Source organism: Leclercia adecarboxylata, assembly GCF_006171285.1.
Lineage (GTDB): Bacteria > Pseudomonadota > Gammaproteobacteria > Enterobacterales > Enterobacteriaceae > Enterobacter > Enterobacter barmai.
In genome coordinates, this window is the sequence record NZ_CP040889.1 from 1,066,839 (window position 1) to 1,093,421 (window position 26,583).

The following is a 26,583-nucleotide window of genomic DNA, read 5'->3' on the forward strand; positions in this document are numbered from 1 at the left end:
AAATTACGAATAAACATTCATTGAGGGGTTATGCCGTGGTGAAGGAACGTAGAATCGAACTGGTCCAGGGATTCCGTCATTCTGTTCCCTATATCAACGCCCACCGGGGAAAGACGTTTGTCGTCATGCTGGGTGGCGAAGCCATTGAGCATGAAAATTTCTCCAGCATAGTCAATGATATAGGCCTGCTGCACAGCCTGGGGATCCGCCTGGTGGTTGTTTATGGCGCCCGCCCGCAGATCGAACAGAATCTGGCCGCGCACCATCACGAGCCGATCTACCACAAGCATACCCGCGTTACCGACGCCAAAACGCTGGAGCTGGTTAAGCAGGCAGCCGGTCTGCTGCAGCTGGATATTACCGCGCGCCTGTCGATGAGCCTCAACAACACCCCGCTGCAAGGGGCGCACATTAACGTGGTCAGCGGTAATTTTATTATCGCCCAGCCGCTTGGCGTGGATGACGGTGTGGATTATTGCCACAGCGGACGTATTCGTCGTATTGATGAAGAGGCCATCCATCGCCAGCTCGACGGCGGTGCGATTGTGCTGACCGGCCCGGTCGCCGTCTCCGTCACCGGCGAAAGCTTCAACCTCACCTCCGAAGAGATAGCCACCCAGCTGGCGATCAAGCTGAAGGCTGAGAAAATGATCGGCTTCTGCTCCTCTCAGGGGGTGACTAACGAGCTGGGGAATATCGTCTCCGAGCTGTTCCCGAACGAAGCCCAGGCGCGCGTCGACGCGCTCGAGGCGCAGGGTGATTATTACTCCGGCACCGTGCGTTTTCTGCGCGGCGCAATCAAAGCCTGCCGCAGCGGCGTGCGCCGCAGCCACCTGATCAGCTATCAGGAAGATGGTGCCCTGCTGCAGGAGCTGTTCTCTCGCGACGGCATCGGGACGCAGATTGTGATGGAGAGCGCGGAGCAAATTCGTCGCGCCACCATCAACGACATCGGCGGCATTCTGGAGCTTATCCGCCCGCTGGAGCAGCAGGGGATCCTGGTGCGTCGCTCCCGCGAGCAGCTGGAGATGGAGATCGACAAGTTCACCATTATTCAGCGCGATAACCTGACCATCGCCTGTGCGGCGCTCTATCCCTTCCCGGAAGAGAAGATCGGCGAGATGGCCTGCGTGGCGGTGCATCCTGATTACCGCAGCTCGTCGCGCGGCGAAGTGTTGCTGGAGCGAATTGCTCTCCAGGCACGCCAGATGGGGCTGAGCAAGCTGTTCGTGCTGACCACCCGCAGCATTCACTGGTTCCAGGAGCGGGGGTTCAGCCCGGTGGACATTGATTCCCTGCCGGAAACCAAGAAAGAGATGTATAACTATCAGCGTCGTTCTAAGGTGCTGATGGCGGATCTGGGATAAGCTCTTCCCTCTCCCATCAGGTTTAGGGATCACCACAATAAATATTGGCACGGTCTGCCCCCTCTCCATTCAGGGAGAGGGCTGGGGTGAGGGGGAACATGCGGCTGTGGTGGTGGTTCCGTTCACTGTATCTTTTGTGCTTCTCTGTCAGCTCCGTCACCCGTGAACGTGCTAAGTGGGCTCGCCGCCGCCCCCTTAGCAATCCCGGCTCCCGGCAAAGAAAATCGCCGCTTCGCGGTGCACTCAGCTTATTCCCGCAGGCTTTTGGGTCGGGTACCAGCCTGCATCCATGCAGGCTATACCCTCTCGGCGCGTCCCTGCGCCTCGCCCCGGCCTGCGGTCAACGCTTCGCCGATTTTCAGCCGAACGAGGCAGTCGCTTTAAGTCATTTATTATCCTGAAATTATTTCATCGCATCAAACATACGAAAATTACTGGGGATTCTTCAACCCATTGGGAGAAGGAATAATCACAGGGTCTCAAAAATCGCACTCAGGCCGCTGCGCCGCTCTGTACGGGTGGTGACGGCCTGGGTCAGCACGCCTTCATCTGCATACAGCGACAGCCGCCGACGGGCGCGGGTAATGGCGGTATAGACCAGCTCGCGGGTGACGACCGGGGAGATCTGGTTAGGTAAAATCAGCGCCGCATGATCGAACTCAGAGCCCTGGGATTTATGCACCGTCATAGCCCAGGCGGTTTCATGTTCCGGCAGGCGGCTGGGCTGGACCGATTTCACGCTGCCATCGGGCATCTGGAACCAGACGCGCAGCCCCTGGCCGCGATCCAGCGCAATGCCAATATCGCCGTTGAACAGCCCCAGCGCGCTGTCGTTGCGTGAGATCATCACCGGCCTTCCCTCATACCAGCGCGAATGCGGCTGGCGACCAATCCGCCGTTTTTGCGCCAGCACCTGCTCCAGCCTTTCGTTAAGGCCGGCAACGCCAAATGGCCCATCCCGCAAGGCACACAGCAGCTGGAAGCCACCAAATGCAGCCAGAATGTCTGCTTCGGAGGCCTGCTGCTGCACGCTGTCCAGAAAGTGTTGATACCCCTGCAGGGCATCTTCGAGCATCACCAGATACTCTTCCCCGCTCTGAAGCTGTTTTTTCTCGATATCACTGAATTTGCCGTCAAATACCGAGCGGATAGCGTGACGATCGCCGCGGTTGACCGCCGCCGCCAGCTGTCCGATGCCTGAATCACTGCCGAAACGGTAGCTTTTTTGCAGCAGGCACAGGCTGTCGCGCAGCGCACCCGCCACCGGGCTGACGTTGCCCTCCATCTCGCATCCCGTCATGCTGGCAAGCTCCCGCGCGCGCTGGACGGTAAATCCGGCGCTGGCCCAGGTACAGATGTCTCCCAGCACCGCGCCCGCTTCGACGGAGGCCAGCTGATCGCGATCGCCCAGGAAGATCACCCGGGCATGAGGCGGCAGGGCGTCGATCAGGCGGGACATCATCGTCAGGTCGATCATCGAGGCTTCATCCACCACCAGCACATCCAGATGCAGCGGATTTCCGGCATGGTAGCGCAGGCGCTGGCTGCCCGGCTGCGCGCCGAGCAGACGGTGCAGCGTGCTCGCTTCCGTCGGGAATCGCGTACGCTGAGCGTCGGTCAGGGGGAGTTTTTGCAGGGCACCGCCCAGAGATTCGGTCAGGCGCGCGGCGGCTTTACCAGTCGGTGCCGCCAGGCGAATACGGCATTTCTGCTCCCCCGCCATCTGGATCAACACCGCCAGCAGGCGGGCAACGGTGGTGGTTTTACCCGTACCCGGCCCGCCGGAAATCACCGAGATGCGCCGCGTTAACGCGACCGCCGCGGCCACCTTTTGCCAGTTGACGGCTTCATCAGAGGTGAACAGCGCGTTCAGGGTACGCTGAACATCGGCGCTGTCATGAGGCAAAGGCTGGTTGGCTTCGCTAAAGAAGCTGGCCACCGCCCGCTCGTAGCGCCACATCCGGTTGAGATAGAGCCGCTCGCCGGTCAGCACCAGCGGTGTAGGTTCATCCCCGGTACTCACCGCGCGGGAGCGCAGGAGCGTGGTTTCCCAGTCCAGTTCTTCATCAAACAGGGCAAAGCAGGGCTGTAACGCGGCGCTTTTCGCCTCGGCCCGCAGTCGCGACAGCGGCAGGCAAACGTGCCCTTCTCCCGTATCACGGCTTAAAACTGCCGCCGCCAGCATTACCGCCGGCTCGTCGTTTCCGGCCACCATCATCGCGAACTGCACATCCAGACGACGCAGCACACGCTGCTCTACGGCCTCCAGCAAGTGTTCCTGCATCGTCATTGTGTTAGCTCCTCGTTACTGGCTGAAAACAGGCTATCCATTTGATCAATTAACGCTTCATCCGGGCGGGTGGCAAAGCAACCGGCACCCGGCGAGCTGCCATCCACCCCACGTAAAAACAGGTAGATCACCCCACCGAAGTGCTGTTGATAGTCATAGTCGGCAATGCGGTGACGTAAATAACGGTGCAGCGCCAGGGTGTAGAGCTGGTACTGCAGATCGTAGCGATGGGACTGCATCGCCCTGGCCATGGCCTGCGGGGTGTACGCTTCGCTGTTTTCCCCCAGCCAGTTGGATTTATAGTCCAGCAGGTAGTAGCGGCCATTGTGGCGGAACACCAGGTCGATAAAGCCTTTCAGCATGCCGCGCACCTGACGAAAATCAAGCGGTGGGCAGCCCTGCGACAGGGGATCGTACTCGCGGATCAGGGCATCCAGCGCATCGGCGGTGAGCGGTCCGGCCACGGGCAGATAAAACTCCATCTCAACCTGTTTATCAGCAGCCTTTAGCTTGCTCAGCGAGATGCCCTCCTCATTGAGCGGTGTCTCAAGCACCTGGGCGATCCAGCGGGTCAACACCGGCTCCCAGTGGGCGTCATAGCCCCCTTTTTGCAGCATCTCCAGCACCCACTCCGGGGAGACGGGCTGCGTAAAATCGAGCGCTTCAAACAGGCTGTGTAAAAAGGTCCCCGGCGAGGCCCCGCGCGGGAACTGGTGCGGGGTCAGCTCAGGCTGCTGCGGCACATCGCCGGTGCCCGAGGCATCAACGTCGAGGCGCGGCATCAGATCCTGGGCGATACTGTGCCCGTTCTGCTGTAACCCGGAGTAGCTGGTAACCCGCCAGTCGTCGAACAGCGAGCGGGCCACCTGCCGCGCCTGCAGATCCGGCGTTACCGGCTCCGGCATGTGCCAGCGTGCGGTGTCTGCCACACCCGCAAGCTGCAGCGCGATGTGGTCGTTGCAGAGCGCCTCCAGGCACTGGCGCAGACCGGCGGCGTCTTTCGGCTCGCCGCGCTGGATCAGACGCCCGAGCGCGCTCAGGTGAAAATCGCTGTCGCCGGATTTTTCACCCCGACGGCGGAACAGCGGCGCCACGCCTAAGCTGCAGTGCCACACCGAACGGGTTAACGCCACATACAGCAGACGCAGATCTTCCGCCAGCCGCTCGGCCTCGGCCAGCTCCACGCTGTCGTCGGCCTTGCTGAGGTCGAGCACCGCTTCAAAGGTTTTACGATCGTGATAAAAGGCCTGATCCTGCACCCGGTAATTGGCAATAAAAGGCAACCAGACCAGGGGATACTCCAGCCCTTTCGATTTGTGAATAGTGACGATTTTGACCAGGTGCTTGTCACTTTCGAGACGCATTTGCTGGCTTGAAGCATTGCTGTTTGGCTCAGCGATGTGCTGCGCCAGCCAGCGCACCAGGGCGTACTCGCTTTCAAGCTGTGCGCCCGCCTCCTGAAGCAGTTCACTGATGTGCAGAATATCGGTCAGGCGGCGTTCGCCTCCGGCGGTTGCCAGCATATTTTCAGCGATGTTGCGCTGGGTCATGATGTCGCGCAGCATCGCCATGACGCCCCGCTTCTGCCAGCGTTCACGGTAGCGGGTAAACTCCTCTACCGCCTCATCCCAGAGGACCTCGCTGTTATTCAGCGTATCGATATCCTGGGCGTTAAGACCGAGCATGGCGCTTGCCAGCGCGCTGCGCAGAGTGCTTTCACGCTCTGGTGCCAGCACCGCCTGCAGCAGCCAGAGCATCTCCTGGGCTTCCAGCGTTTCAAACACGCTGTCGCGGTTTGAGAGATAGACCGAAGGAATGCTCAGCAGGGTCAGCGCATCGCGGATCAGCGCCGCCTCCTGGCGGCTGCGCACCAGCACCGTAATGTCCGACGCCTTAACCGGCTGGGCGTCATCGCCCCGGTGCAGGATCGCTTCGCCGCGCACCCCGGCGCTAAGCCAGTCGCGGATTTGTGCTGCGCAGTGCTGGGCCATAAAGGTCTGGTAATCCCCGACGCCGCACCCCTCGCCCTCCATCAGCCAGATGCTCATCGCTGGCTGGAAGTCGCCCTTATACTCGAAACGCAGCGTGGCGTTCCTCGGGGCGGATTTGACCGGTAAAAAAGGGATTTCCCGGAACATGAAGGCGTCGTTCATCTGTGAGAAGAGCGTATTCACACTGTCGACCATGCCGGGCGCCGAGCGCCAGTTGGTGTCCAGCGTGTAGTGCGCGGCCACTTCGCCACGCGCTTTCATATAGGTGAAGATATCCGCCCCACGGAACGCGTAAATCGCCTGTTTCGGGTCGCCAATCAGCAGCAGTGCAGTATCCGGCTGCTGACGCCAGATGCGGCGGAAAATGCGGTACTGCTGGGGATCGGTATCCTGAAATTCATCGATCATCGCCACCGGGAAACGCCCCCGGATAGCGGCGGCCAGCGCCTCGCCATTGTCGCTGTTCAGGGCTTCATCGAGACGGCTGAGCATATCGTCAAAACCGAGTTCGCCGCGACGGCGTTTTTCGCGCGCTACCGTTTCGCGGATCTCTGCCAGCGCGCGGGTAATCATTAGATCGTTAAGTGTCAGCGGCTCTGCCAGCAGAGTGTCGATGGCGACAAACAGCGGGTGTTCAGGCACCTCGCCGCCCGCTTTCGTGCGCTCAGCAAGGAACGACTGGGAGAATTTTTCCAGCGCGTCGGGCAGCTGATAGCTGTGCTTCTCTTCCTGAGCCCAGGCGGTGATGCGCTCGATATACTTTGCCTGATTGCCGCGGTTAAACTTGCGACGGTCGATGCCGGATCGCTCAATCACCGCGTCGATTTCCGCCACGCTGTCAGACCACTGCTGTTTCATGGTGGCAATTAAGCCGACGATTTTCTCATGGCGGGACGCCAGCGTTTCGTCCGCAGGCGGAGCCGATTTAATGACCGGGGCTTCCCCCTGCAGATAGCGATCGATGGCCCGCAGCAGCTCCTCCGGGCCTTTCCACAATCCGTGTACCGCTTCGGCAATGTCGCGTGGCAAGGGATAACAGTGGCGACGCCAGAAGTCGGCGCACGCCTGGTAGCGCAGCTGGGATTCATCTTCGATCAGCTGTTGCTCAAAGAGCATGCCGGATTCAAAGGCGTTCAGGCTGAGCATACGCTGGCAGAAGCCGTGGATAGTGAACACCGCGGCCTCATCCATCTGCCGTTCCGCCAGCAGCAGCCACTGGGCCGCCTGCTGTTTATCATTAATCTCTTCCAGCAGACTGGCGTACAGCGGGTTATCCGTGCTTTGTCTCAGGCAGGCGATGCGCAGTTCATGAATATTGGAGCGGATACGGCCGCGCAGCTCTTCCGTCGCGGCTTCGGTGAAGGTCACCACCAGCAGCTCTTCCACGCTGAGCGGGCGGCTGAAGGCTGCGCTGCCGCCCAGTCCGAGCAGCAGTCGCAGATAGAGTGCCGCGATGGTGAAAGTTTTTCCGGTTCCCGCTGAGGCCTCTATCAGTCGCTCCCCCTGTAACGGTAAACCTAAGGGGTTAAGGGACTCAGCGGTATCGGTCATTCGTTCTTACTCCTGGGCAAAGATTGCTGCAATGCGCTCACGCTCTTCCATACCGTCCAGCCTGCAGGCGGGGTGACGTCGGCTTTTTTACTCTGGCTACCGGAAACCTGTGACAGGATAGCCATCCCCTGCGGGGCAACCACCGCCTGGTGGAAGAAGTCGGCCACTTTCTGTGGCGTGAGCTGTTTTATCTCGGCCACTACTTTATCACGCGAATCGAAGCGCATATTACCCCGATCAAAATCTTTGCTGATCTTTGACGCTTCTTCAGCCAGCGTCTGCGGCGGCTGCATCATCTGGGTAATGACCGCCTGCTGGATCTGGGCAAACTCTTCTGGCTTCATAGCGCGCAGCTTCGCTTCCGCCTGCGGGAAGAAGGCCTGGAAACGCTGCCAGAGATAATCCGGCTGTTTATCACTGCTTTGCAACAGGAAGCCCATCCCCCACTGGCGGCCAACGTTCATCGAGAAGGCAAAGACGGCATAGCCCAGCTGCTCTTCGGTACGTAACTGGGTGTAGAACCAGGGCTGCACGATTTGTCCGAGCATGGCGCTGTACGCCGAGCTGGCGTATTCGTCATAGCCGGTCGGGACAAAGACCGCTGCCAGCGCGGAATCCGTGCTGCTGCCTGCTTTGTCGAATATCACGTTCTGCTGTTTTTCGACCAGCACGTCCTGGTTACGACACCATTCAGTCCCCTTCGCACCCAGCTGTGTACGCACGTCCTGCGCCAGGGTTTTCGCCTGATCTTCGCTCATGTTGCCCACGACCAGGAACTCCGGGCGGGCGTTGGTTTTCAGCGCGGCACGATAGGCCATCACCTCGTCGAGGGTGATGGACGGCAGCAGCGCCCGGCGCTCTTCGCGCTGGAAATAGGGAACCTGGGAGAGCATCTGCACCGGCATGATGGCCTGATCGAAGGCTTTGCCTTTTTCGGCAGAGTCCATCATCTGCGCATACCAGGATTTCGCCTGCTCAAGCTGCTCCCCGGTGGCGGTGTAGCTGAAATAGCCTTCCAGCAACGCCTTGAACAGCTGCGGCAGACGCTGGGTATAACCGTTAGCGTTCAGCATCAGGCCATTGTTGGCGTTGGTTGAGAAACCGATCCCGCCTACCGCGGCCTGGTTGCTGAGCTGATCCAGCGCGATACCCGCCAGATAGTCATTCAGCGCGAACATCACCTGATTTTTAGCAGTGTCCATCGCCGCAGGGTTACGCAGCACCATGCTGACGTTAGCTTTAGGCTCGCTGGCGAAATAGCGGCTGGGGGTATAGACCACGCGCAGGTCAGGTTCATCCACAATCAGCTGCGGTTTTGGATACTCTTTTGTGGGCTTGATCAGGGTGAAATCATCCGGGATATAGGGGTTCACCTCCGGCAGCTTGAGGGCGATGCCAGCGGCTCTCTTCTGCCAGTCGGCGAAAGTTTGCTCGCTGATTTTGTCCACCTGGTACTCGGCATTCACAAAGTAGGCCGTTTTGTTATGCGGCTCGTTCGGGCTGATATACCAGATACGGGCGTTCTGCGGCGTCATCATCGCCAGGCGGGCTTTAACGGCCTCAGCATCGTATTTATCGGCGATGTTGACCGCATCCAGCGTATGCTCAACCGGCACGCGGATCATGGTGTCCGCCAGCCATTCGACGTAGTCCATATCGCGGGTGATGGAAGGATAACGGAAGTCGAGGTCCAGCACGTGCGCCAGTTCGTCGAAGTAGCGTTTATCAACGCCTTTATCACGCAGCAGCGAGAGGTAGCTGAAAATCGCGGCGACAACGTCGTCGCGATGGGCCAGCCCTTTATCGGTTAAGGTGGCAGAGATCGCCAGCACACCGCTGTTACCGTTGACGACAGGATCGGAGTCCGCGCGGATGCCTTCCACCAGACCCTGCTTTTGCAGCCAGTCGGAGAGCGTGTCCGGGCTACGGTTGCCAATCAGATAGTTAACCAGTTCGTCGGTTTTGCTGCGAAACTGCGCCGTATTGTTATCAATACGGAATTCAACGCGCAGCACCTTACGCGGCATCGCGGGAACATAGTGAATGATTAACCCTTTCTGGGCGTCGGTGACCACCGGAACGGTAGTTTCCGGGCGGGTAATATTTTTATTCGGCACGCGGCCATAGGTCTGGGCCGCCAGCTGCGCCAGTTCCGGCAGCGGCTTATTGCTGTACACCACGGCCTTCATCAGGTTAGCGGAGTAGTATTTGTCGCGGAATGCGTGCAGTGCGTCGAGCACCGGGCTACCCGGTTTATCGCTCAGCGTCTCAAGGTTACCGCCGGAAAAGCGAGAGCCGGGGTGCGCAGGGTTGATGGTTTCGGCGCTGACCTGCGCCATACGCATACCGTCCCGGGTACGCGCCAGCGTCAGCTCCGAGTTAACGGCGTTGCGCTCACGATCGGCATATTTTTTATCCAGCAGCGGCGCGGCAATGGCGTCCGCAAGACGATCGACTGCACCTTCCAGCGCATCGTTTTCGACTTCCAGATAAAAAGCCGTCCGGTAGGGCGCGGTGCTGGCGTTATGGCTGCCACCGTGCATTTTTAAAAATTCGGCCAGGCTGTCAGGCTGCGGATACTTCTTTGAGCCCATCAGGGTCATGTGCTCAAGATAGTGCGCCAGTCCCGGATGGGATTCCGGATCTTCCAGCGAGCCCACCGGCACCACCAGCGCCGACAGTGACTTTACGGCCTGAGGGTCGGAAACCAGCAGCACGACCATCCCGTTATCGAGGCGGATCGCCTGATAGTCACGGGTGTCTTTATCACTTTTGCGGATCGTTTCCTGAACGGGTTGCCAACCGGTATTTGCCTGACTGAGGGGGGCCCAAAGAGCGACGAACAAAACCAACGATTTCAACAAGGTGCTGCCTGGCATTCACTACCTCTTCATCACGGACATCATCATTAACAAGCTTCGTGCCGGACAAGCCAGCATCTCTTTGTTTTGGTACATCAGTCCATGACAAGATGCGCATCATAAATGAATGCCCATCCCTGTGCAATTTTTATACAAATGTCAGGACTGATTAAATTTATACAGCGGCAACAGGTAGCGTCGGGCCTCGTCGGTAATCGCCTCAAAGTACTCAGGTTCAAGGGTTCGCCATAAGCGTTGATACCAGACGTCGTCACCCTCGCCACTGACCATCATGTTGCCTTCGTAGGCCTGCAAAAATTTACTGCGCGCTTTTTGCAGGGTTGCGTCATCCGTTAACATGGCATCATTTGTGGCGTCGTAACAGGTTTTAATCCACGCCCCCCCACTTTCTGGCAGCAGCAGCAGAGGCTTATTCATCCCCTGCAGATAACCCTCAACCAGCTGCGACAGATAGTTCATTGCCTGTTCAGCGGGAAGCGCCGGGAAGCGCCATTCGCCGTCTTTACGTACAAACAACCGGCTCTCACCTTCGCCACCGCTCGCACAGTAGACAAGGTGTTCCAGCCAAAGTTGCAAACCTTGTGAAACGCTGAGCATCGACGGCCGCCAGCGCAGCAGCCCGTCAGGCTGCACATGCTGCAGCCACCCCGTCAGATTGATACCGTTGCAATTGAGATCGATCTCCATGCTCGTACCAGGCTGACGGCACTCAATCACCCGGCCTGCCAGCGCCTGCATCTCCTGACACTGGGCGTCCCAGACGATCTCACCGAAGGCACCATACGGCAGTTGTCCCGCAGCGCGATAGTGCCGGAACAGCTTCTGCGCATCCTCCTGCTCCACCAGCGCATTCAGCAGCTGCTGGTTAAGCTGATAACGGCTTAAGCCATCCAGCGTAAACGGCTCGGCATCCGGGATCTCGCTCTCCTCGGAGCGGAAGTTCACCTGCAACCGCATCTGGAAAAAGGCCCGCACCGGGTGGGCCCAGAAGCGCTGAAGCTGCTCGAAGGGGACAGTATCGATCGCTAACGGCTTCAGGGTCTGGATAAAGTCGCCATGGGCAACCCCTTCTCTCTTCGCGGCGGGCAGCCATTCCCGGGCGTAGCTCTGCTGCTCGTTGTCCTCGTAGTTAACGGCATCAAACGGCATACGGCTGTGGCAGCAGGTGATATGCGCTTTTACGCGCTTTTCGCTTTCGTCACAGTTGAGCTCTTCATCGCCCGGCAGATAGTGGCTTTGGCCGATGTAGTCCACCAGTTCCTGCACCAGCACGGAGGGGAAACGCTCGCTGTTATCCTGAATCGAGCGGCCGATATAGCTGATATAGAGCTGCTGTTGCGCGGAGATCAGCGCCTCAAGGAACAGATAGCGGTCATCATCGCGACGACTGCGGTCGCCGCGCTGCGCATTCTGACTCATTAAATCAAAGCCCAGCGGCGCCAGCGCGCGCGGGTAAATACCGTCGTTCATGCCCAGCAGGCAGACAACCTTAAACGGAATGGAACGCATCGGCATCAGGGTGCAGATATTCACCGGCCCGGCGAGAAAACGCTGGCTGATACGTTCCTGATCGAGACGCTGGGTGAGTTCATCCCGCAACAGCGACAGGGGTATCGCTTCGCCATAATGCGAGGAGATACCCTCGTCGATAATGGCCTGCCACTGCTGCTCGATTAACGCCATTGCCGCTTCGGTTTCCTGGTCCGGCAGGAAGAAATCATTGAGCATCTCCCGGCACACCGGCATCCACTCGTCAAGCGGACGGGCCTTCATCAACTCCCGACGCCAGCGATTAAGCTGCATCAGGAGCGAAGCCAGGTGCCCGACCAGTTCGGCGATTAAGCCGCTGGATTCGTCATAAGGCAGAACGGCATTCCACTCTCCCTGACTGCTCTCCATGGCGTAGCCGAGCAGCATACGCGTAAGACCAAACTGCCAGGTGTGCTGACCGGTGACAGGCAGCTCAAACTCCTGCACGTTGTCATCGTCCATCCCCCAGCGCACGCCCGATTCGTTGACCCACTGGCGCAGGTAGCGCAGTGCGTCCTCATCGATATCAAAACGGGCTGCCAGCACCGGAACATCCAGCAGAGCCAGTACATCTTCCGGAACGAAGCGGCTATCCGGCAGGGAAAGCAGGCTGACAAACGCCTGCAGCGCCGGGTGAGACTGGCGAGCACGACGGTCTGAAATCGTAAACGGCAGATAGCGATCGCCCGTGGCACTACCAAATACGGCCTGAATATAGGGGCTGTAGCTGTCGATATCCGCCACCATCACCACGATATCGCGCGGCGTCAGGTCAGGATCGTCTTCCAGCATCGCCAGCAGTTTATCGTGCAGTACTTCCACCTCACGCTGCGGGCTATGGCACAGGTGAACGGTCACGCTGCGATCGTCAGGATCGAGCAGGCGCTTGCTGTCGCTACGGGAAAACTCTTTGGCGGTGATCCCTGTAACCGCGCGGTTATCCAGCTCCAGGATGTCCCGCTGGACGTTGTGCAGAATGCTGTCCGGACTGACATCCGCAAAGGCGTCGACATCCCCCTCGCCGGAGGCGGTCATCTCCGAGAGCATGTAGATATAGTCGCGCCCCAGCTTGCCCCAGGAGGCCAGCAGCGGGTTCGGTAAGTTCTGTATACCCTGTTCGTCAAAGAGCTCAGACGCCGTCTCGCTGTCCTTAAAGAGCGGCACCGTGCCCTCGTCAAACAGGCGGCGACGCTGGCGGGTCACCATACGGGCCAGCCAGCGGGCATCCTGAATATCCCCCCAGTAATGGCGACAGGGATTGGTAAACAGAATATGGATGTCGATGTGCCTGCCCAGCGCATTCAGCGCTTTCAGGTAGATCGGCGGCAGGGCTGATATGCCGCAGATAAAGACCCGGGACGGCAACCCGGCGGGCGTCTCAGAGGCGGATTCCAGGGTCGCGATAAAGCGATCATAGAGATTCGCACGGTGCCACTGCGGCTGGCCCAGCTGTTCAGTATGCTCAACCAGCGCTTTCCACAACGGTGCCTGCCAGATTTGCGCCTGGTCGAGGCCGTCGACAAGCTCGCCCGCTTCCCAGCGCGTTAACCACTCCGGCCGGTAGACCAGATACTGGTCATACAGATCCGCCGTCCTTGATGCCAGCTGGAACAGTTTTCGTTTATCGGTATCGTCGTTCAGGTAGTGGCGCAGCATGACGAACTCGTCATGGGTCAACATCTCAGGCAGCAGCGACATCAGCTTCCAGCTCATGCTCTGCTTGTTGAATGCGCTCTGTTTTGGGATCTCCGGCAGCACGCGGACAAACATATCCCAGATAAAGCTGGCCGGCAGCGGGAAATCAATGTTGGCGGCGATACCAAACTTTTGCGAAAGGGACATCTGTAACCACTGCGCCATACCGGTGCTCTGAACCAGGATCATCTCCGGTTCAAAGGGATCGTCGAGCCGCTGCTGTTCGACAATAAACTCCATCAGTGCTTCCAGCACATCAAGACGGTTTGAGTGGTAGACCCTTAACATCGCTGCTCCCAACTACTGGCTAACCGGGCAGTGCAGGCGCGTCATTTGACCCTGCCGACCCAGAGGAGAAATAAGTTTGACCGAGATGCTGACACATCCAGCCTGTGTTGTCTGCATCCTGTTTACCTGCCAGCCGGCGGGAACATCCCCGGCGCTCAGCTGTGACTGTGCGTGAACATAACGCCAGAGCTGGCGATACTGCTCAAGGGTGACAAACCGACTGGCTAAAACACGATGGTAACCCGCCAGCGCGGTGACGACCAAGACCATCAGCATCATCGCCAGCAGGACTTCCACCATGCTGAACCCCTTCTGTCTGGCTACGGTTGCTGACATAACGCCCTCTCCTTTATGGGACAAAAATCGCTCCAGCCGTGCGGCGAAAAACGTACGCCGTCTGCCGTTACCTCGCCCTGCCGCCACAGCGTGATGCTGTCGCTGCTGGCGATAAGCAGCGCGCGTGTTTCTATCAGGCGCAAACAGACCCGCCACGGCTGTTGCGGATGCTGCTGGCATGCGTAGTCCCCCTGCGTTTGCCAGTCGAGCGTTCTCCCCCACTCCAGCGCGGACTGAGCTATCGCCTGATGCTCTGTCGCCTGGCGCTCTGTACTAACGATACGCGCCAGTGAATCAAGCTGCTGATTAAGCCCGGCCAGCATCAGGCTGCCCAGAATTAACAGCAGGAGCACCAGCGCCAGCGACGACATTCCCCGCTCACGGCTCACAAATTAAATCCGGTCACGATGTGGTGCGCCTCAACGCCGCCATCGCGCTTCCCCTTAACGGAAGCCGCCAGCGTCAGACTCAGCTCCGGCGCAAAGCCCGCCCGTGTCATACGTTGCACCTGAAAACGCAGCACTCTGATCCTGTCGGGATCGGTCATCCTCTCCCACCCCTTCCCTTCGCAGTGCGTCGCGCCGCGCAATGTTTCCAGCGCGCCGCCGCTCAGGCGAAAACCGGTCTGTTCTGCCGCGGCCGCGGGAGTTGTTTCCCAGCGGCCGTTGCTGTTTTCGTCCCACTGCACAATGACACATTCTCCACCCTGCCCAATTTTCAGCGCCTCACCAACGCACTCGCCTGCACAATATCCGGCGCGCTGCAGATGCTTACCGATGCTGCTTACGCGTAGCCAGAGCTCCTCTTCAAGCTCCTGCTGTTTCGTCAGCACAGTGACAGACTGCTGTAGCGCGGGCAAAAACCGCGCGGCGCTCAACAGCAGCACGCTGCTTATCGCCATGGCTATCAGCAATTCCGTCAAAGAAAATCCCTGCTGCTTCAGCGACACGCGAACTCTCCCTTGCCGTTGCACATGCGGATACGCCCCCACGAGGAGATGACGATCAGCCACTCACCGGCCTGGCTTTGCAGTCTTACTCGTCCGGCCCAGGCGGTATCCCGTAAACCATAAAACCCCAGCGCAGGCGTTAACTCGGTGATGCTGATATTTCCCCACTGCGGAATAAGCACAAAGGCGCTGTCTGCCCGACACTCAGCCATATCCGTCTTTAACAGGCACCACCGTTTTCCGTCCAGTTTCAGGGTGACGACATGGTCACGGTTATTGCGCCAGGCATCATTGCGTAGCACCACCAGATAATCCCGCACCTGGCGCGCCGTCTGCCATAGCTGCTGTTGCCGCTGCCAGCTCCGCCAGCCGTACAGCCCTGCCGCGCTCAGCGTCATGATGAGCGAGAGGGCGATCAGCATTTCCATGAGGGTGAACCCCTTTTCCTTTTTCATGGCAGCAGTGTGCCGTGAGGAGATCAGCAATTCGAGAGGCAGTTAGGCGATTTACGAGGCGCTTTCCGCGCTTTTTTAGGGGTTGCAGCGCGTTGCATTTCTTGCGGAAACAGGCTCGCAAAACGCGTAAGCAGGCATAAAAAAACCGGCGCAGAGGGCGCCGGTTATGTCAGGATTGCAGCATCAGATGGCTACAGGGGCTTTGATCCCCGGATGCGGGTCGTAACCTTCGATTTCGAAATCTTCAAAGCGATAGTCGAAAATGGAGTCCGGTTTACGTTTGATAACCAGCTTCGGCAACGCACGCGGCTCGCGGGTCAGTTGCAGATGGGTCTGCTCCATATGGTTGCTGTACAGGTGGGTATCCCCGCCGGTCCAGACAAAATCCCCCACTTCGAGGTCACACTGCTGAGCCATCATATGCACCAGTAACGCGTAGCTGGCGATGTTGAACGGCAGGCCGAGGAAGACGTCGCAGGAGCGTTGATAGAGCTGGCAGGAGAGCTTGCCATCCGCTACGTAGAACTGGAAAAACGCGTGGCACGGGGCCAGGGCCATTTTATCCAGTTCGCCCACGTTCCAGGCCGACACAATAATACGGCGCGAGTCTGGATCGTTTTTCAGCTGGTTCATCACGGTGGTGATCTGGTCGATGTGGCGGCCATCCGGCGTTGGCCAGGCGCGCCATTGCTTGCCGTATACCGGGCCCAGGTCGCCATTTTCGTCCGCCCATTCGTCCCAGATAGAGACGTTGTTCTCACGCAAATAAGCGACATTGGTATCGCCCTGCAGGAACCAGAGCAGCTCATGAATAATTGAGCGTAAGTGGCAGCGCTTGGTTGTGACCAGCGGAAAACCTTCCTGCAGGTTGAAGCGCATCTGGTGCCCAAAAATGGAAAGGGTACCGGTGCCGGTACGATCGTTTTTTGGTGTGCCCTCATCGAGCACTTTTTGCATCAGTTCAAGATACTGTTTCATGATTCCTCAGGAGACCTGTTGCTGTGGACGACGATACGCCCAGACCATCATTGCAATACCCGCGACGATCATCGGTACAGAGAGGATCTGCCCCATGCTGATGTACTGCACCCACGCACCGGTAAACTGCGCATCCGGCTGGCGGAAGAATTCAACGATGATGCGGAACGCGCCATACCCAATCAGGAACAGGCCAGACACAGAGCCCGTCGGACGCGGTTTACGGATAAACAGGTTCAGAATGATAAACAGCACGACACCTTCCAGCGCCATTTCATACAGCTGCGACATATGGCGCGGCAGGACGCCGTAGGTATCGAAAATCGACTGCCATTCCGGGTGCGACGGCAGCAGCGCCAAATCTTCAGCACGAGACTGCGGGAACAGCATGGTAAAGGATACGCTCGGATCGACGCGGCCCCACAGCTCACCGTTGATGAAGTTACCGAGACGACCTGCCCCCAGACCAAACGGGATCAGCGGCGCAATAAAGTCAGCAACCTGGAAGAAGCTGCGTTTGGTGCGTTTCGCGAAGATGATCATCACCAGGATGACGCCAATCAGGCCACCGTGGAAGGACATCCCGCCGTCCCAGACGCGGAACAGGTAAAGCGGATCGTTCAGGAAGACCGGGAAGTTGTAAAACAGCACGTAGCCGATACGACCGCCAAGGAAAACGCCAAGGAAACCGGCATACAGCAGGTTTTCCACTTCGTCTTTGGTCCAGCCGCTGCCAGGACGTTTGGCGCGACGGCCAGCCAGCCACATGGCAAAAACAAAGCCGACAAGATACATCAGTCCGTACCAGTGAAGCGCAACGGGTCCTACTGAGAAAATGACCGGATCAAACTCCGGAAAATGCAGATAGCCACTGTTCATCTGTCACCACAAGATGTTGTTATTCCGCTGAAAGTGGACAGCGGTAGCGAAGCGCGCAGAGGAATACCCTGCGCTCCAAAGTTGCGAATCATAGCACAAGCGAGCGTGGAGGTTGCGCCGGAGATGTAAAAGATGTGTATAGGGGGTTGTATCCCTCTGCCCGAAGGTCGAGGGATACCCGGGGCTTAACGCCCGCCGCGGATCAGCCCGCCCATGCCGCGACGTTCCATAAAGGCCGCCACCTGATGACGCACTTCCGTCGCCAGCTGTGCTTCAAGGCTGCGCTGCGCCAGCTGCTGGGCCTCCTCATAGTCAATATGGCGCAGCAGATACTTCACGCGGGCCACAGATCGACCGTTCATGGAGAGGTGGCGGAAGCCGAGGCCAATCAGGATCGCCACACACATGGAGTCGCCAGCCATCTCACCGCATAAACGCAGGTCGATACCGTTCGCTTCCGCCTCGCGGGCAATCATCGCCAGCGCACGCAGCATCGCCGGATGCAGACTGTCGTAAATGCTCGCCACCCGGGTGTTGTTGCGATCCACCGCCAGCATGTACTGGGTAAGGTCGTTGGTGCCCACCGAAATAAAGTCGACGCGAGCAGCCAGCTGCGGAAGCATAAAGACCATCGACGGAACTTCCAGCATCACGCCGATACGCGGTTTCGGTATTTCGTAGCCGATCATCTCTTCGACTTCACGCCCGGCACGTTCAATCAGACGACGAGCCTCATCGATCTCATCAATGCTGGTGACCATCGGCAGCAAGATACTGAGGTTGCCGGTCGCCGCATTGGCACGCAGCATGGCGCGCACCTGGATCAGGAAGATCTCCGGCTGATCGAGGGTGATGCGGATCCCACGCCAGCCCAGGCACGGGTTCTCTTCGCTGATGGGCATATAGGGCAACTGTTTATCCGCGCCAACGTCCAGGGTACGTAACGTGACCGGTTTGTCGTTGAACATCTGCAACATGCCCTGATACTGCGCGACCTGCTCCTCCTCAGAGGGGAAGCCGCTTTGCAACATAAACGGGATTTCCGTGCGATAGAGACCGATGCCATCGATGCGGCTGCCGAGCTTCTCTTCGTGTTCCGGACTTAACCCGGCATTGAGCATCACCTTGATCCGCTCACCGCTTTTTAGCGCGGCGGGCTGGTTAACGTCATCTTCCGCCAGGCGGCTCAGCTCGTTCTCTTCGCTGATAAGCTTTTGATATTCCTGCAGCAGGACCGGTTCAGGATCGACCAGCAGCTCGCCGCGATAGCCGTCAACCACCAGCGTTCGCCGGTGCAGCGCAGAGGGCTGAATATCAGCGCCCATAACGGTCGGGATCCCAAGCGCGCGCACCATAATGGCGGCATGGGAGTTGGCAGCACCGTCGCGGACCACGATCCCGGCTAGCCTGTCCTGCGGCAATTCCGCGAGCGTGGTCGCAGAGAGCTCATCCGCCACCAGCACAAAGCGCGGTGGCCAGGTATTGGCCCCCTGAATGGTGTCATCGAGATGGAACAGCAGGCGCTGACCTAAAGTACGCAGATCCCCGGCACGCTCTTTCAGATAGCCATCGGTCAGGGCGGCAAACTGTTCGGCGAATTTTTCGATGATCTTTTTGACCGCCCACTCCGCCACGGAGCCACGGTCGACTTCGTCAAACAGTTCCCGGCGCAGTCGGGCATCGGACAGCAAGTGCGAGTAGAGATCGAAGATCGCCGCCGTCTCTTTTTGCGCGCCGGCAGCAAAGCGCTTGCTGTAGCGGCGAAACTCGTTAGCGGCCTCTTCCAGCGCGCCGGTCAGGCGTTCGCGTTCAAGGGCTGTGTCTAGCGTCGAGGCTTCGTAAACCTGCTCCATCAGCGGCAGCGTGGCGTCCATCCAGCCTTCTGCGATCGCCACACCGGGTGAGGCCGGTAAGGCGCGAATGCGCGTCTGCCGGTACTGACCAAAGAGTGCAGCAAGCTGAGACTGGGAGAGGATCGCCGCCATTTGCGTGGCCAGCGTAACGAGGAAGGACTCTTCGCTTTCGTCGTACTGACGCAGTTCACGCTGCTGAACCACAAGCACGCCCAGCAATTGACGACGCTGGATAATCGGCACGCCGAGGAAGGCGCGGAAGCGCTCCTCTTTTACCGAGGGGATATATTTAAAGCTGGGGTGCTTTTGTGCATCGGCAAGGTTGATGGGTTCAGCCAGACGCCCGACCAGACCCACAACGCCTTCATCAAACGCCAGCGCAACGGTACGGCCACGCGGTTTTTTTAATCCGCGCGTGGCCATAAGGTAGTAACACCTGCGGTCGTGGTCGGCCAGATAGACCGAACATACCTCGGTTTCCATCGCAAGGCAGATATCCGTGACCAGAATATCCAGCGCCTCGTTGAGCCGTGGGGCACTGGCCACCTTCTCGACTATTTCGCGCAGGCGGGTGAGCATAATGTGCGTAGCTTAACCTCTTTTACGTCGCCAGGCAGGTGCGCTCTGCGGCTTAGGAGGGGCCTCCTGAAGCATCATTACGGCACTTGCGAACTCTTTCATTACCCTGCGGTAAACGTCGCGCTTAAATGACACGACCTGACGAACGGGATACCAGTAGCTGACCCAGCGCCAGCCATCGAATTCCGGCGTGCTGCTGGTTTGCATATTGATATCCGCATCGCTGCTCACCAATTGCAGAAGAAACCATTTCTGTTTCTGGCCGATACATACCGGCTTTGTGTCCCAACGCACCAAACGCTTCGGTAACTTGTAACGCAACCAGTTGCGGGTCGAAGCCAGAATGCGGACATCCTTGCGGCTTAAGCCAACTTCTTCGAACAGCTCCCGATACATCGCTTGCTCTGCGGACTCTCCCGGGTTAATCCCCCCTTGGGGAAATTGCCAGGAGTGCTGACCATATCGCCGGGCCCACATAACCTGACCCTGGCGATTACAAATTACGATACCTACATTCGGGCGGTAGCCATCGTCATCAATCACCGGACTACCCCAAAACTAAACCTTATATATAAACGATTGTTTCACACTCCAGAGAGGCGGTAAACCACTCTCTTTGTGGCCTGGAGCCTAATAACATTTGAATAACTCACAATTATCAGCTGAGTTATAAACAGATGACCGCTCAAAAGGGCAATTTTATTCACTTTTTCTGTGGATAGAGTTGTGAAGAAGTGTGGAATTACCGATGGACAACCCAGATCACTCTGAATATTGCAGAGATTAGCGATTTTTACAACTCTCTATATTTCATGTAGTTAAATTATGAATTGTGTGAAATACACAGCATAGTGTGATGCAGGTCACCAGAAAGATCCTGGAGCTGATGAAAGATCGAACAACGTTGATTTTATCCACAGATTGTGCCAATAAGTTAGGCACATTTTGTCTGATTTTTCGATTTTCGTCCCACGTCAAGGCTGTAAATGGAAACAGTAGTAGGGGTTATTCCCAGTTATCCCATTTTTCTGTGGATAAGTGGGTGTAAGATCCTGTTTATTGTCAGTGACCAGTTTTGGACAACCGGGATATCCACTTAGCAGCATAGCGAACAAAAGCAATAAAAATACATATAAATCATTCACCTGGCGCATGCAAAAAGAAAAAGATAAACTCTCCCTGTGCGGTGGAAAACTGCTGTTCATTTTTTAACCAAAAGGCAATAACCATGCTCCCCCTGGCTCCCCTGACTTCTCCCCCTGCATCCGAAGCGGTGTTGCTGCAACAGGCGCAGCGCCTGGCGGGATACTCGCTGGGTGAACTCGCCGCTCTGGCTGGCCTGCCCATTCCTCCCGATCTCAGGCGTGATAAAGGATGGACGGGCGTGCTGCTGGAGCTATGGCTGGGGGCCAGCGCGGGCAGTAAACCTGAACAGGATTTTGCCGCGCTGGGTGTTGAGCTGAAGACCATTCCTGTCGACAGCGCGGGCCGTCCGCTGGAGACGACGTTTGTCTGCGTGGCACCGTTAACCGGCAATACGGGCATCACCTGGGAGAGCAGTCACGTGCGCCATAAGCTGAAGCGCGTGCTGTGGATCCCGGTCGAGGGAGATCGTGCGATCCCGCTGGCCAATCGTCGCGTCGGAGCGCCGTTGATCTGGAGCCCGGACGAAGAGGAAGATCGTCAGCTGCGTCTGGACTGGGAAGAGTTAATGGACATGATCGTGCTGGGCCAGGTTGAACGCATCACCGCCCGCCACGGCGAAGTGCTTCAGCTACGGCCAAAAGCCGCCAACAGCAAAGCCCTCACCGAAGCCATCGGCGCGCGTGGCGAACCGATCCTGACGTTACCCCGGGGTTTTTATTTGAAAAAGAACTTCACGGGGGCGTTGCTGGCGCGTCATTTTTTACTGAATACGTAACTTTTTAAACGGAATCTTGCCGTTTATCACATATTTGCCTGTTTTTTCAGATTTCACCGCTTTCAGAAAACCCTCTGCGGAGTTATTACTACACTAAGATGAGATACGAGCCAGGTGGAGGTCATAAAGATGAAAAAATGGGCAGTAATAATCTCGGCTGTTGGTTTAGCGTTTGCCGTTTCAGGTTGTAGTAGCGATTACGTCATGGCGACAAAAGATGGTCGCATGATCCTGACCGACGGCAAACCCGAAGTCGACGATGATACCGGGCTGGTCAGCTACCGCGATCAGCAGGGTAACAATATGCAGATTAACCGCGACGAAGTTTCCCAGATTATCGAAAGATAGTAAGAAAGGTCAGCAGTTTGCTGGCCTTTTGATTTTTCGCTTCCTCTCTGTCATGTTTATATTCCTTTGTCGGGAGTTTCCTGACGCAGTTAACATGTCTAATAAGGAAGCCGGCTATGCATTATCACCGTATCCCCCATAGCGCTCTTGAGATAAGCCAACTGGGGTTGGGCACGATGACATTTGGTGAACAAAATAGCGAAGCCGATGCCCATGCACAACTCGATTACGCCGTCAGCCAGGGCATTAACCTGATTGACGTGGCAGAGATGTACCCGGTCCCACCGCGTCCGGAAACCCAGGGATTAACCGAAACTTACGTCGGCAACTGGCTGGCTAAACGCGGTAACCGCGAAAAGCTGGTGGTGGCCTCCAAGGTCAGCGGACCGTCCCGCAATAATGACAGCGGCATTCGCCCGAATCAGATCCTCGACCGTAAAAACATTCGCGCCGCGCTGGACGCCAGCCTGACGCGTCTGCAGACCGATTATCTCGACCTCTATCAGGTTCACTGGCCGCAGCGCGCGACAAACTGCTTTGGCAAGCTGGGCTACAGCTGGAGCGACAGCGCCCCCGTCGTCACCCTACTGGAAACCCTGGAAGCCTTAACCGAGTGCCAGCGTGCGGGCAAAATCCGCTACATCGGCGTCTCTAACGAAACGGCGTTTGGCGTGATGCGTTATCTGCACCTGGCGGACAAACACGATCTGCCGCGAATTGTCACCATTCAGAACCCGTACAGCCTGCTGAACCGCAGCTATGAGGTGGGTCTGGCGGAAGTGAGCCAGTATGAAGGCGTTGAGCTGCTGGCGTACTCCTGCCTCGGCTTTGGCACCCTGACCGGTAAATATCTGAACGGTGCAAAACCAGCGGGCGCGCGTAATACCCTGTTCAGCCGCTTTACCCGTTACAGCGGTGAGCAGACGCAAAAAGCAGTGGCGGCCTATGTGGATATCGCGAAACGTCACGGGCTGGACCCGGCGCAGATGGCGCTGGCGTTTGTACGCCGTCAGCCGTTTGTTGCCAGCACCCTGCTGGGCGCGACCACCATGGAGCAGCTGAAAACCAACGTCGAAAGCTTCCATCTGGAGCTGAGCGAAGAGGTGTTAGCGGAGATTGAAGCGGTGCATCAGGTGTATACCTACCCGGCACCGTGATAAACGCGACGTAGGTCGGGTAAGGCGTAGCCGCCACCCGACAAGTCGCTCCGATGCCGCATAATCGCCCGGCGGCGCTTTGCTTGCCGGGCCTACAAGGTCAAAATCACCGCCGACGCTGCCACACCCACAGTGCCGCAATCGCCAGCGCAAACAGGCCGCCAAACCCGACGCCAATGCCCACCACCGGCACACCCACTTTTACCGCCAGCGAGTAAAGCCCAAGCATCAGCAGCATGGCGGCGTTTTCGCCGAGGTTTTGCACTGCAATGGCGTTCCCTGCCCCGACGGTATGCTTCCCGCGCTCCTGCAGCAGCGCATTCAGCGGCACCACAAAGAAGCCGCCGCAGATCCCCATCAGGAACAGCAGCGCATAGGCGGGTAACAGCGCATGTTGCAGGGCAAAGATCAGTACCATCACACCAATCAGGATCCCGGCGGGCATGCAGCGGGCCACGTTTTGCAGCGTCACCAGTTTTGCCGCCGCCCCGGCGCCCAACACGATCCCCACCGCCACCATGGCGTTGAGATAGGTTGGCGTGGCGTTATCGGTGATCCCCAGCGCCGTCGGCACCCACAGCACCAGCAGGAAGCGCAGCGTGACGCCCGCACCCCAGAACATGCTGGTTCCCAGCAGCGAGAAGCGGGTTTCACCGTTATGCCACAGCACGCGGCAGGCGTTAAAGAAGCTGGCGGTCATCGGCGTAAAGCGCCAGGACTGTCCCGGACGCGCCGCCGGCAGTTTCGGGATAAACAGGTTGGCGATCACCGCCCCGGCATACATCAGGGCGCAAACGCCCAGCGCCGCCAGCACGTGCCAGTCGGCCAGCACGCCGCCCGCCATCGAACCCAGCAGGATCGCCGCAATGGTCGAGGCCTCCATCAGCCCGTTAGCTTTAACCAGCTTATCCCCGGTGGTGAGCTCCCCCAGGATGCCGTACTTGGCCGGTGAGTAGGAGGCCGCTCCGATCCCCACCAGCGTGTAGCCAATGAACGGATTCACGCCGAAGCAGATGCTGGCCGCCCCCAGCAGTTTCAGGCTGTTGGCAAACATCATCACCCGCCCTTTGGCGAAGCTGTCCGCCACCTGGCCGACAAAGGGGGCAAAAATGATGTAAGCGCCCACAAACACCATCTGCAGGATCGGCTGGCTCCAGTCCGGATAAAACTGAGATTTCAGCAGCGCCAGAGTGGCAAACAGCAGCGCGTTATCACCAAAGGCAGAGAGGAATTGGGCGGCGGTGACCGCCATCATCCCTCTCGACCAGATGGAGGTGTTAGTGGATACTGACTCACTCATTATGCGACTCCGCCTGATCAACCATGCCTTTGAGAGTGACAAAGTCCGGTTTACCGCTGCCCAATACCGGAAGTTGCTTGAGATAACGAATATCGCGCGGCACGGCCAGCTCAGGGATGCCATGTTCACGCGCATGCTGCAGAAGCTGCTCGCGTTTCAACTCGCTGTCGCTGGTAAAGAGCACCAGCGCTTCACCTTTGCTGGCATCGGCTTTCACCGCGGTGGCGTGCATTTTGTCAGGCGATACGGCCATCGCCAGCTGTTCGACCATCTCCAGCGACACCATTTCACCGGCGATTTTGGCGAAGCGCCTGGCGCGGCCCTGGATCTGCACGTAGCCCTGCTCATCAAAGCGCACGATATCGCCGGTGTCGTACCAGCCGGTTTCCACTTCGCCGTTGATGTTTTCCGCCGTCGGCGCTTCCAGCACCCCCGGGTTTTCCACCCGCAGGTAGCCGTTCATGACGTTCGGCCCTTTCAGTTGCAGGCGTCCGCCCTCTTCAATACCCGGTACGGCCAGCAGACGCGCGTCCATCCCCGGCAGAATGCGCCCGACGGTGCCGGGTTTTGCCGCCATCGGCACGTTAATGGAGACCACCGGCGCGCACTCGGTCACGCCGTAGCCTTCCAGAATGCGCAGGCCAAACTTGTCCTGCCACAGCTGGCGGGTGCTCTCCTGCAGTTTTTCCGCCCCGGCCACCACGTAGCGCACGCGATGGAAATCATACGGATTGGCAAAGCGGGCGTAGTTGCCGAGGAACGTCGAGGTGCCGAAGATCACCGTGCAGTTCCGATCGTAGGTCAGCTCCGGCACGATGCGGTAGTGCAGCGGGCTCGGGTAGAGGAACACTTCGGCACCGGTCAGCAGCGGCGTGAACAGCCCCACCGTCAGGCCAAAGGAGTGGAACAGCGGCAGCGCCGACATAAAGCGATCCCGGGCAGTAAAATCGGCGATGGTTTTAATCTGTTCGACGTTAGCCAGCAGGCTTTTATGGCTGTGAACCACCCCTTTCGGATTCCCCTCCGAGCCGGAGGTAAACAGGATCACGGCCGCATCTTCCGGCTGCTGCTTCACCTGCGCCAGATGCGGCGCCAGCAGGTGGGCAAAAATCCACAGCTTGTCACCGGTGGTTACTTCCGCCTTAAGATCTTCGAGGAATACCCAGCGCACCTGGGTGAGCTGCTCCGGCAGATGCCAGAGTTTGCCTTTATCGAGGAAGGTGCGGGAGGTGAACACGGTGTTGATCTGCGCGGCGGTGATGGCGCTACTGAGCCCTTTCACCCCTGCGGTGTAGTTGAGCATCGCCGGAATACGTCCGCGGGAGACGGCACCAAAAATAACTGCCGCGCTAATCCCTGCGTTTGGCAACATCAGGCCGATCTTCTCCCCTTGCTGGCTGTATTTCTCAAGGATACGGCCAACAAACAGCGTTTTGGTCAATAGCTTGCGATAGGTATCGGGGGCAAAATTAATGTCGTCGATGCAGTTCTTCTTCGCCCCGTAACGGTACATCGCCGACAGCAGCGATTCATACAGCGTTTCGCGCGGGCGCACCGCCATCCGGGCTTCCATCATGACCTGATGCAGCATCTCACCGGCGATTTTACGCCGGTCGCGGGCGCGTGGCGCGTCGGGCATCGGCAGGGTGGTTGGTGGCAGCAGGTGCAGGGTGATGCGCGGGAACATGCGCTGTTTTACCAGCCCTTTCAGGCGGCTGAAAAAGGTAAGCTCCGCGCCTTCAATACGCAGCGGCACTACCGTCGCCCCGGATTTCGCCGCCACAAAGCCTGCGCCGTCATAGATTTTCATCAGCGAGCCGGTGATCGAGATCCGCCCTTCCGGGAAGATCACCACCGGACGCCCCTGCCCAATCAGACGCACCAGATGTTTGATCATCATCGGTTTGGTCGGGTCGAGCGGAACGAAATCAATGAGTTTTGTCAGCCAGCGCATGTACCACTGCTGGCTCACAGAGGTGTAGACCGCAAACACCGGGCGCACGGGTAAAAAGAGCGCCAGCAGAATGCCGTCTATAAAGGAGACGTGGTTAGGAGTAATAAGAACACGTTCCGCGTGCAGTGCCAGGGTGTCGCCAGTCAGACGGACGCGAAACAGAATTCGAAATAAGGTGCGGAAAAACCCAAATAGCATGTCAACTTCCTTTGCCTTTCAATGAGTAGGGTTACGGTAAATTGTGGCAGATTACACGAGAAGTGCGGTGGGAGCGACAGCC

At 58.1% G+C, this 26,583-nt stretch carries 18 protein-coding genes and 1 pseudogene; 5 read left to right on the plus strand and 14 right to left on the minus strand.

Annotated elements, in window-relative coordinates:
• The first annotated feature begins 35 nt into the window (after positions 1-35).
• A complete protein-coding gene (gene argA / locus FHN83_RS06830) occupies positions 36-1,367 on the plus strand; it encodes an amino-acid N-acetyltransferase (protein ID WP_039029909.1) in 1,332 nt (443 codons plus the stop codon).
• Positions 1,368-1,836: 469 nt separating this feature from the next.
• Here the strand turns inward: argA and recD are convergent, their stop codons facing one another.
• The 12 genes from recD to rppH all read right to left on the minus strand — a co-directional run bounded on the left by recD (position 1,837) and on the right by rppH (position 20,166).
• Positions 1,837-3,657, minus strand: a complete 1,821-nt coding sequence (gene recD, locus FHN83_RS06840) for an exodeoxyribonuclease V subunit alpha (RefSeq protein WP_139563537.1) — start codon at positions 3,655-3,657, stop codon at positions 1,837-1,839.
• Positions 3,654-7,199: an exodeoxyribonuclease V subunit beta gene (recB, locus tag FHN83_RS06845; protein WP_139563538.1), complete on the minus strand. Its 3,546-nt coding sequence runs from the start codon at positions 7,197-7,199 to the stop codon at positions 3,654-3,656. The genes recD and recB overlap by 4 nt, the downstream gene beginning before the upstream one ends.
• Positions 7,196-10,078: a pitrilysin gene (gene ptrA / locus FHN83_RS06850; protein WP_139563539.1), complete on the minus strand. Its 2,883-nt coding sequence runs from the start codon at positions 10,076-10,078 to the stop codon at positions 7,196-7,198. Before ptrA ends, recB begins: the two co-directional genes overlap by 4 nt.
• Before the next feature lie 141 nt (positions 10,079-10,219).
• Complete coding sequence (gene recC / locus FHN83_RS06855; protein WP_139563540.1) at positions 10,220-13,594, minus strand: exodeoxyribonuclease V subunit gamma; 3,375 nt, start codon at positions 13,592-13,594, stop codon at positions 10,220-10,222.
• A 12-nt stretch (positions 13,595-13,606) separates the two neighbouring features.
• On the minus strand, positions 13,607-13,930 hold the full coding sequence (locus FHN83_RS06860; RefSeq protein ID WP_138370531.1) for a prepilin-type N-terminal cleavage/methylation domain-containing protein: 324 nt from the start codon (positions 13,928-13,930) through the stop codon (positions 13,607-13,609).
• Positions 13,915-14,319 (minus strand): DUF2509 family protein, encoded by a 405-nt coding sequence (locus FHN83_RS06865; RefSeq protein WP_039029903.1) that lies wholly within the window; start codon positions 14,317-14,319, stop codon positions 13,915-13,917. The genes FHN83_RS06860 and FHN83_RS06865 overlap by 16 nt, the downstream gene beginning before the upstream one ends.
• Positions 14,316-14,879, minus strand: coding sequence for a prepilin peptidase-dependent protein (locus FHN83_RS06870; RefSeq protein WP_139563541.1), 564 nt, complete (start codon positions 14,877-14,879; stop codon positions 14,316-14,318). Before FHN83_RS06870 ends, FHN83_RS06865 begins: the two co-directional genes overlap by 4 nt.
• On the minus strand, positions 14,870-15,334 hold the full coding sequence (locus tag FHN83_RS06875) for a prepilin peptidase-dependent protein (RefSeq protein WP_039029901.1): 465 nt from the start codon (positions 15,332-15,334) through the stop codon (positions 14,870-14,872). Before FHN83_RS06875 ends, FHN83_RS06870 begins: the two co-directional genes overlap by 10 nt.
• Positions 15,335-15,517: 183 nt before the next feature.
• Positions 15,518-16,312: a thymidylate synthase gene (gene thyA / locus FHN83_RS06880; protein ID WP_138370528.1), complete on the minus strand. Its 795-nt coding sequence runs from the start codon at positions 16,310-16,312 to the stop codon at positions 15,518-15,520.
• A 6-nt stretch (positions 16,313-16,318) separates the two neighbouring features.
• A complete protein-coding gene (gene lgt / locus FHN83_RS06885; protein WP_039029899.1) occupies positions 16,319-17,191 on the minus strand; it encodes a prolipoprotein diacylglyceryl transferase in 873 nt (290 codons plus the stop codon).
• 185 nt (positions 17,192-17,376) lie between these two features.
• A complete protein-coding gene (gene ptsP, locus FHN83_RS06890; protein ID WP_039029898.1) occupies positions 17,377-19,623 on the minus strand; it encodes a phosphoenolpyruvate--protein phosphotransferase in 2,247 nt (748 codons plus the stop codon).
• Positions 19,624-19,635: 12 nt separating this feature from the next.
• Positions 19,636-20,166: an RNA pyrophosphohydrolase gene (rppH, locus tag FHN83_RS06895; RefSeq protein ID WP_032613763.1), complete on the minus strand. Its 531-nt coding sequence runs from the start codon at positions 20,164-20,166 to the stop codon at positions 19,636-19,638.
• Between the two features lie 443 nt (positions 20,167-20,609).
• Here rppH and FHN83_RS28525 point away from each other — a divergent pair.
• The 4 genes and pseudogenes from FHN83_RS28525 to FHN83_RS06910 form a co-directional block, all read left to right on the plus strand.
• A pseudogene (locus FHN83_RS28525) lies at positions 20,610-20,708 on the plus strand (hypothetical protein); the annotation flags it as partial.
• Between the two features lie 143 nt (positions 20,709-20,851).
• The gene (gene mutH, locus FHN83_RS06900) at positions 20,852-21,544 is read left to right on the plus strand and encodes a DNA mismatch repair endonuclease MutH (protein WP_139563542.1); all 693 of its coding nucleotides are present in this window, start codon (positions 20,852-20,854) and stop codon (positions 21,542-21,544) included.
• 129 nt (positions 21,545-21,673) lie between these two features.
• Positions 21,674-21,892, plus strand: coding sequence for a YgdI/YgdR family lipoprotein (locus FHN83_RS06905; protein WP_039029896.1), 219 nt, complete (start codon positions 21,674-21,676; stop codon positions 21,890-21,892).
• Between the two features lie 116 nt (positions 21,893-22,008).
• Positions 22,009-23,049, plus strand: a complete 1,041-nt coding sequence (locus FHN83_RS06910) for an NADP(H)-dependent aldo-keto reductase (RefSeq protein WP_039029895.1) — start codon at positions 22,009-22,011, stop codon at positions 23,047-23,049.
• Between the two features lie 106 nt (positions 23,050-23,155).
• Here FHN83_RS06910 and lplT read toward each other — a convergent pair whose 3' ends face one another.
• Both lplT and aas read right to left on the minus strand, forming a co-directional pair.
• On the minus strand, positions 23,156-24,349 hold the full coding sequence (gene lplT, locus FHN83_RS06915) for a lysophospholipid transporter LplT (RefSeq protein ID WP_139563543.1): 1,194 nt from the start codon (positions 24,347-24,349) through the stop codon (positions 23,156-23,158).
• On the minus strand, positions 24,342-26,501 hold the full coding sequence (gene aas, locus FHN83_RS06920; RefSeq protein ID WP_139563544.1) for a bifunctional acyl-ACP--phospholipid O-acyltransferase/long-chain-fatty-acid--ACP ligase: 2,160 nt from the start codon (positions 26,499-26,501) through the stop codon (positions 24,342-24,344). Before aas ends, lplT begins: the two co-directional genes overlap by 8 nt.
• Positions 26,502-26,583: the final 82 nt, after the last annotated feature.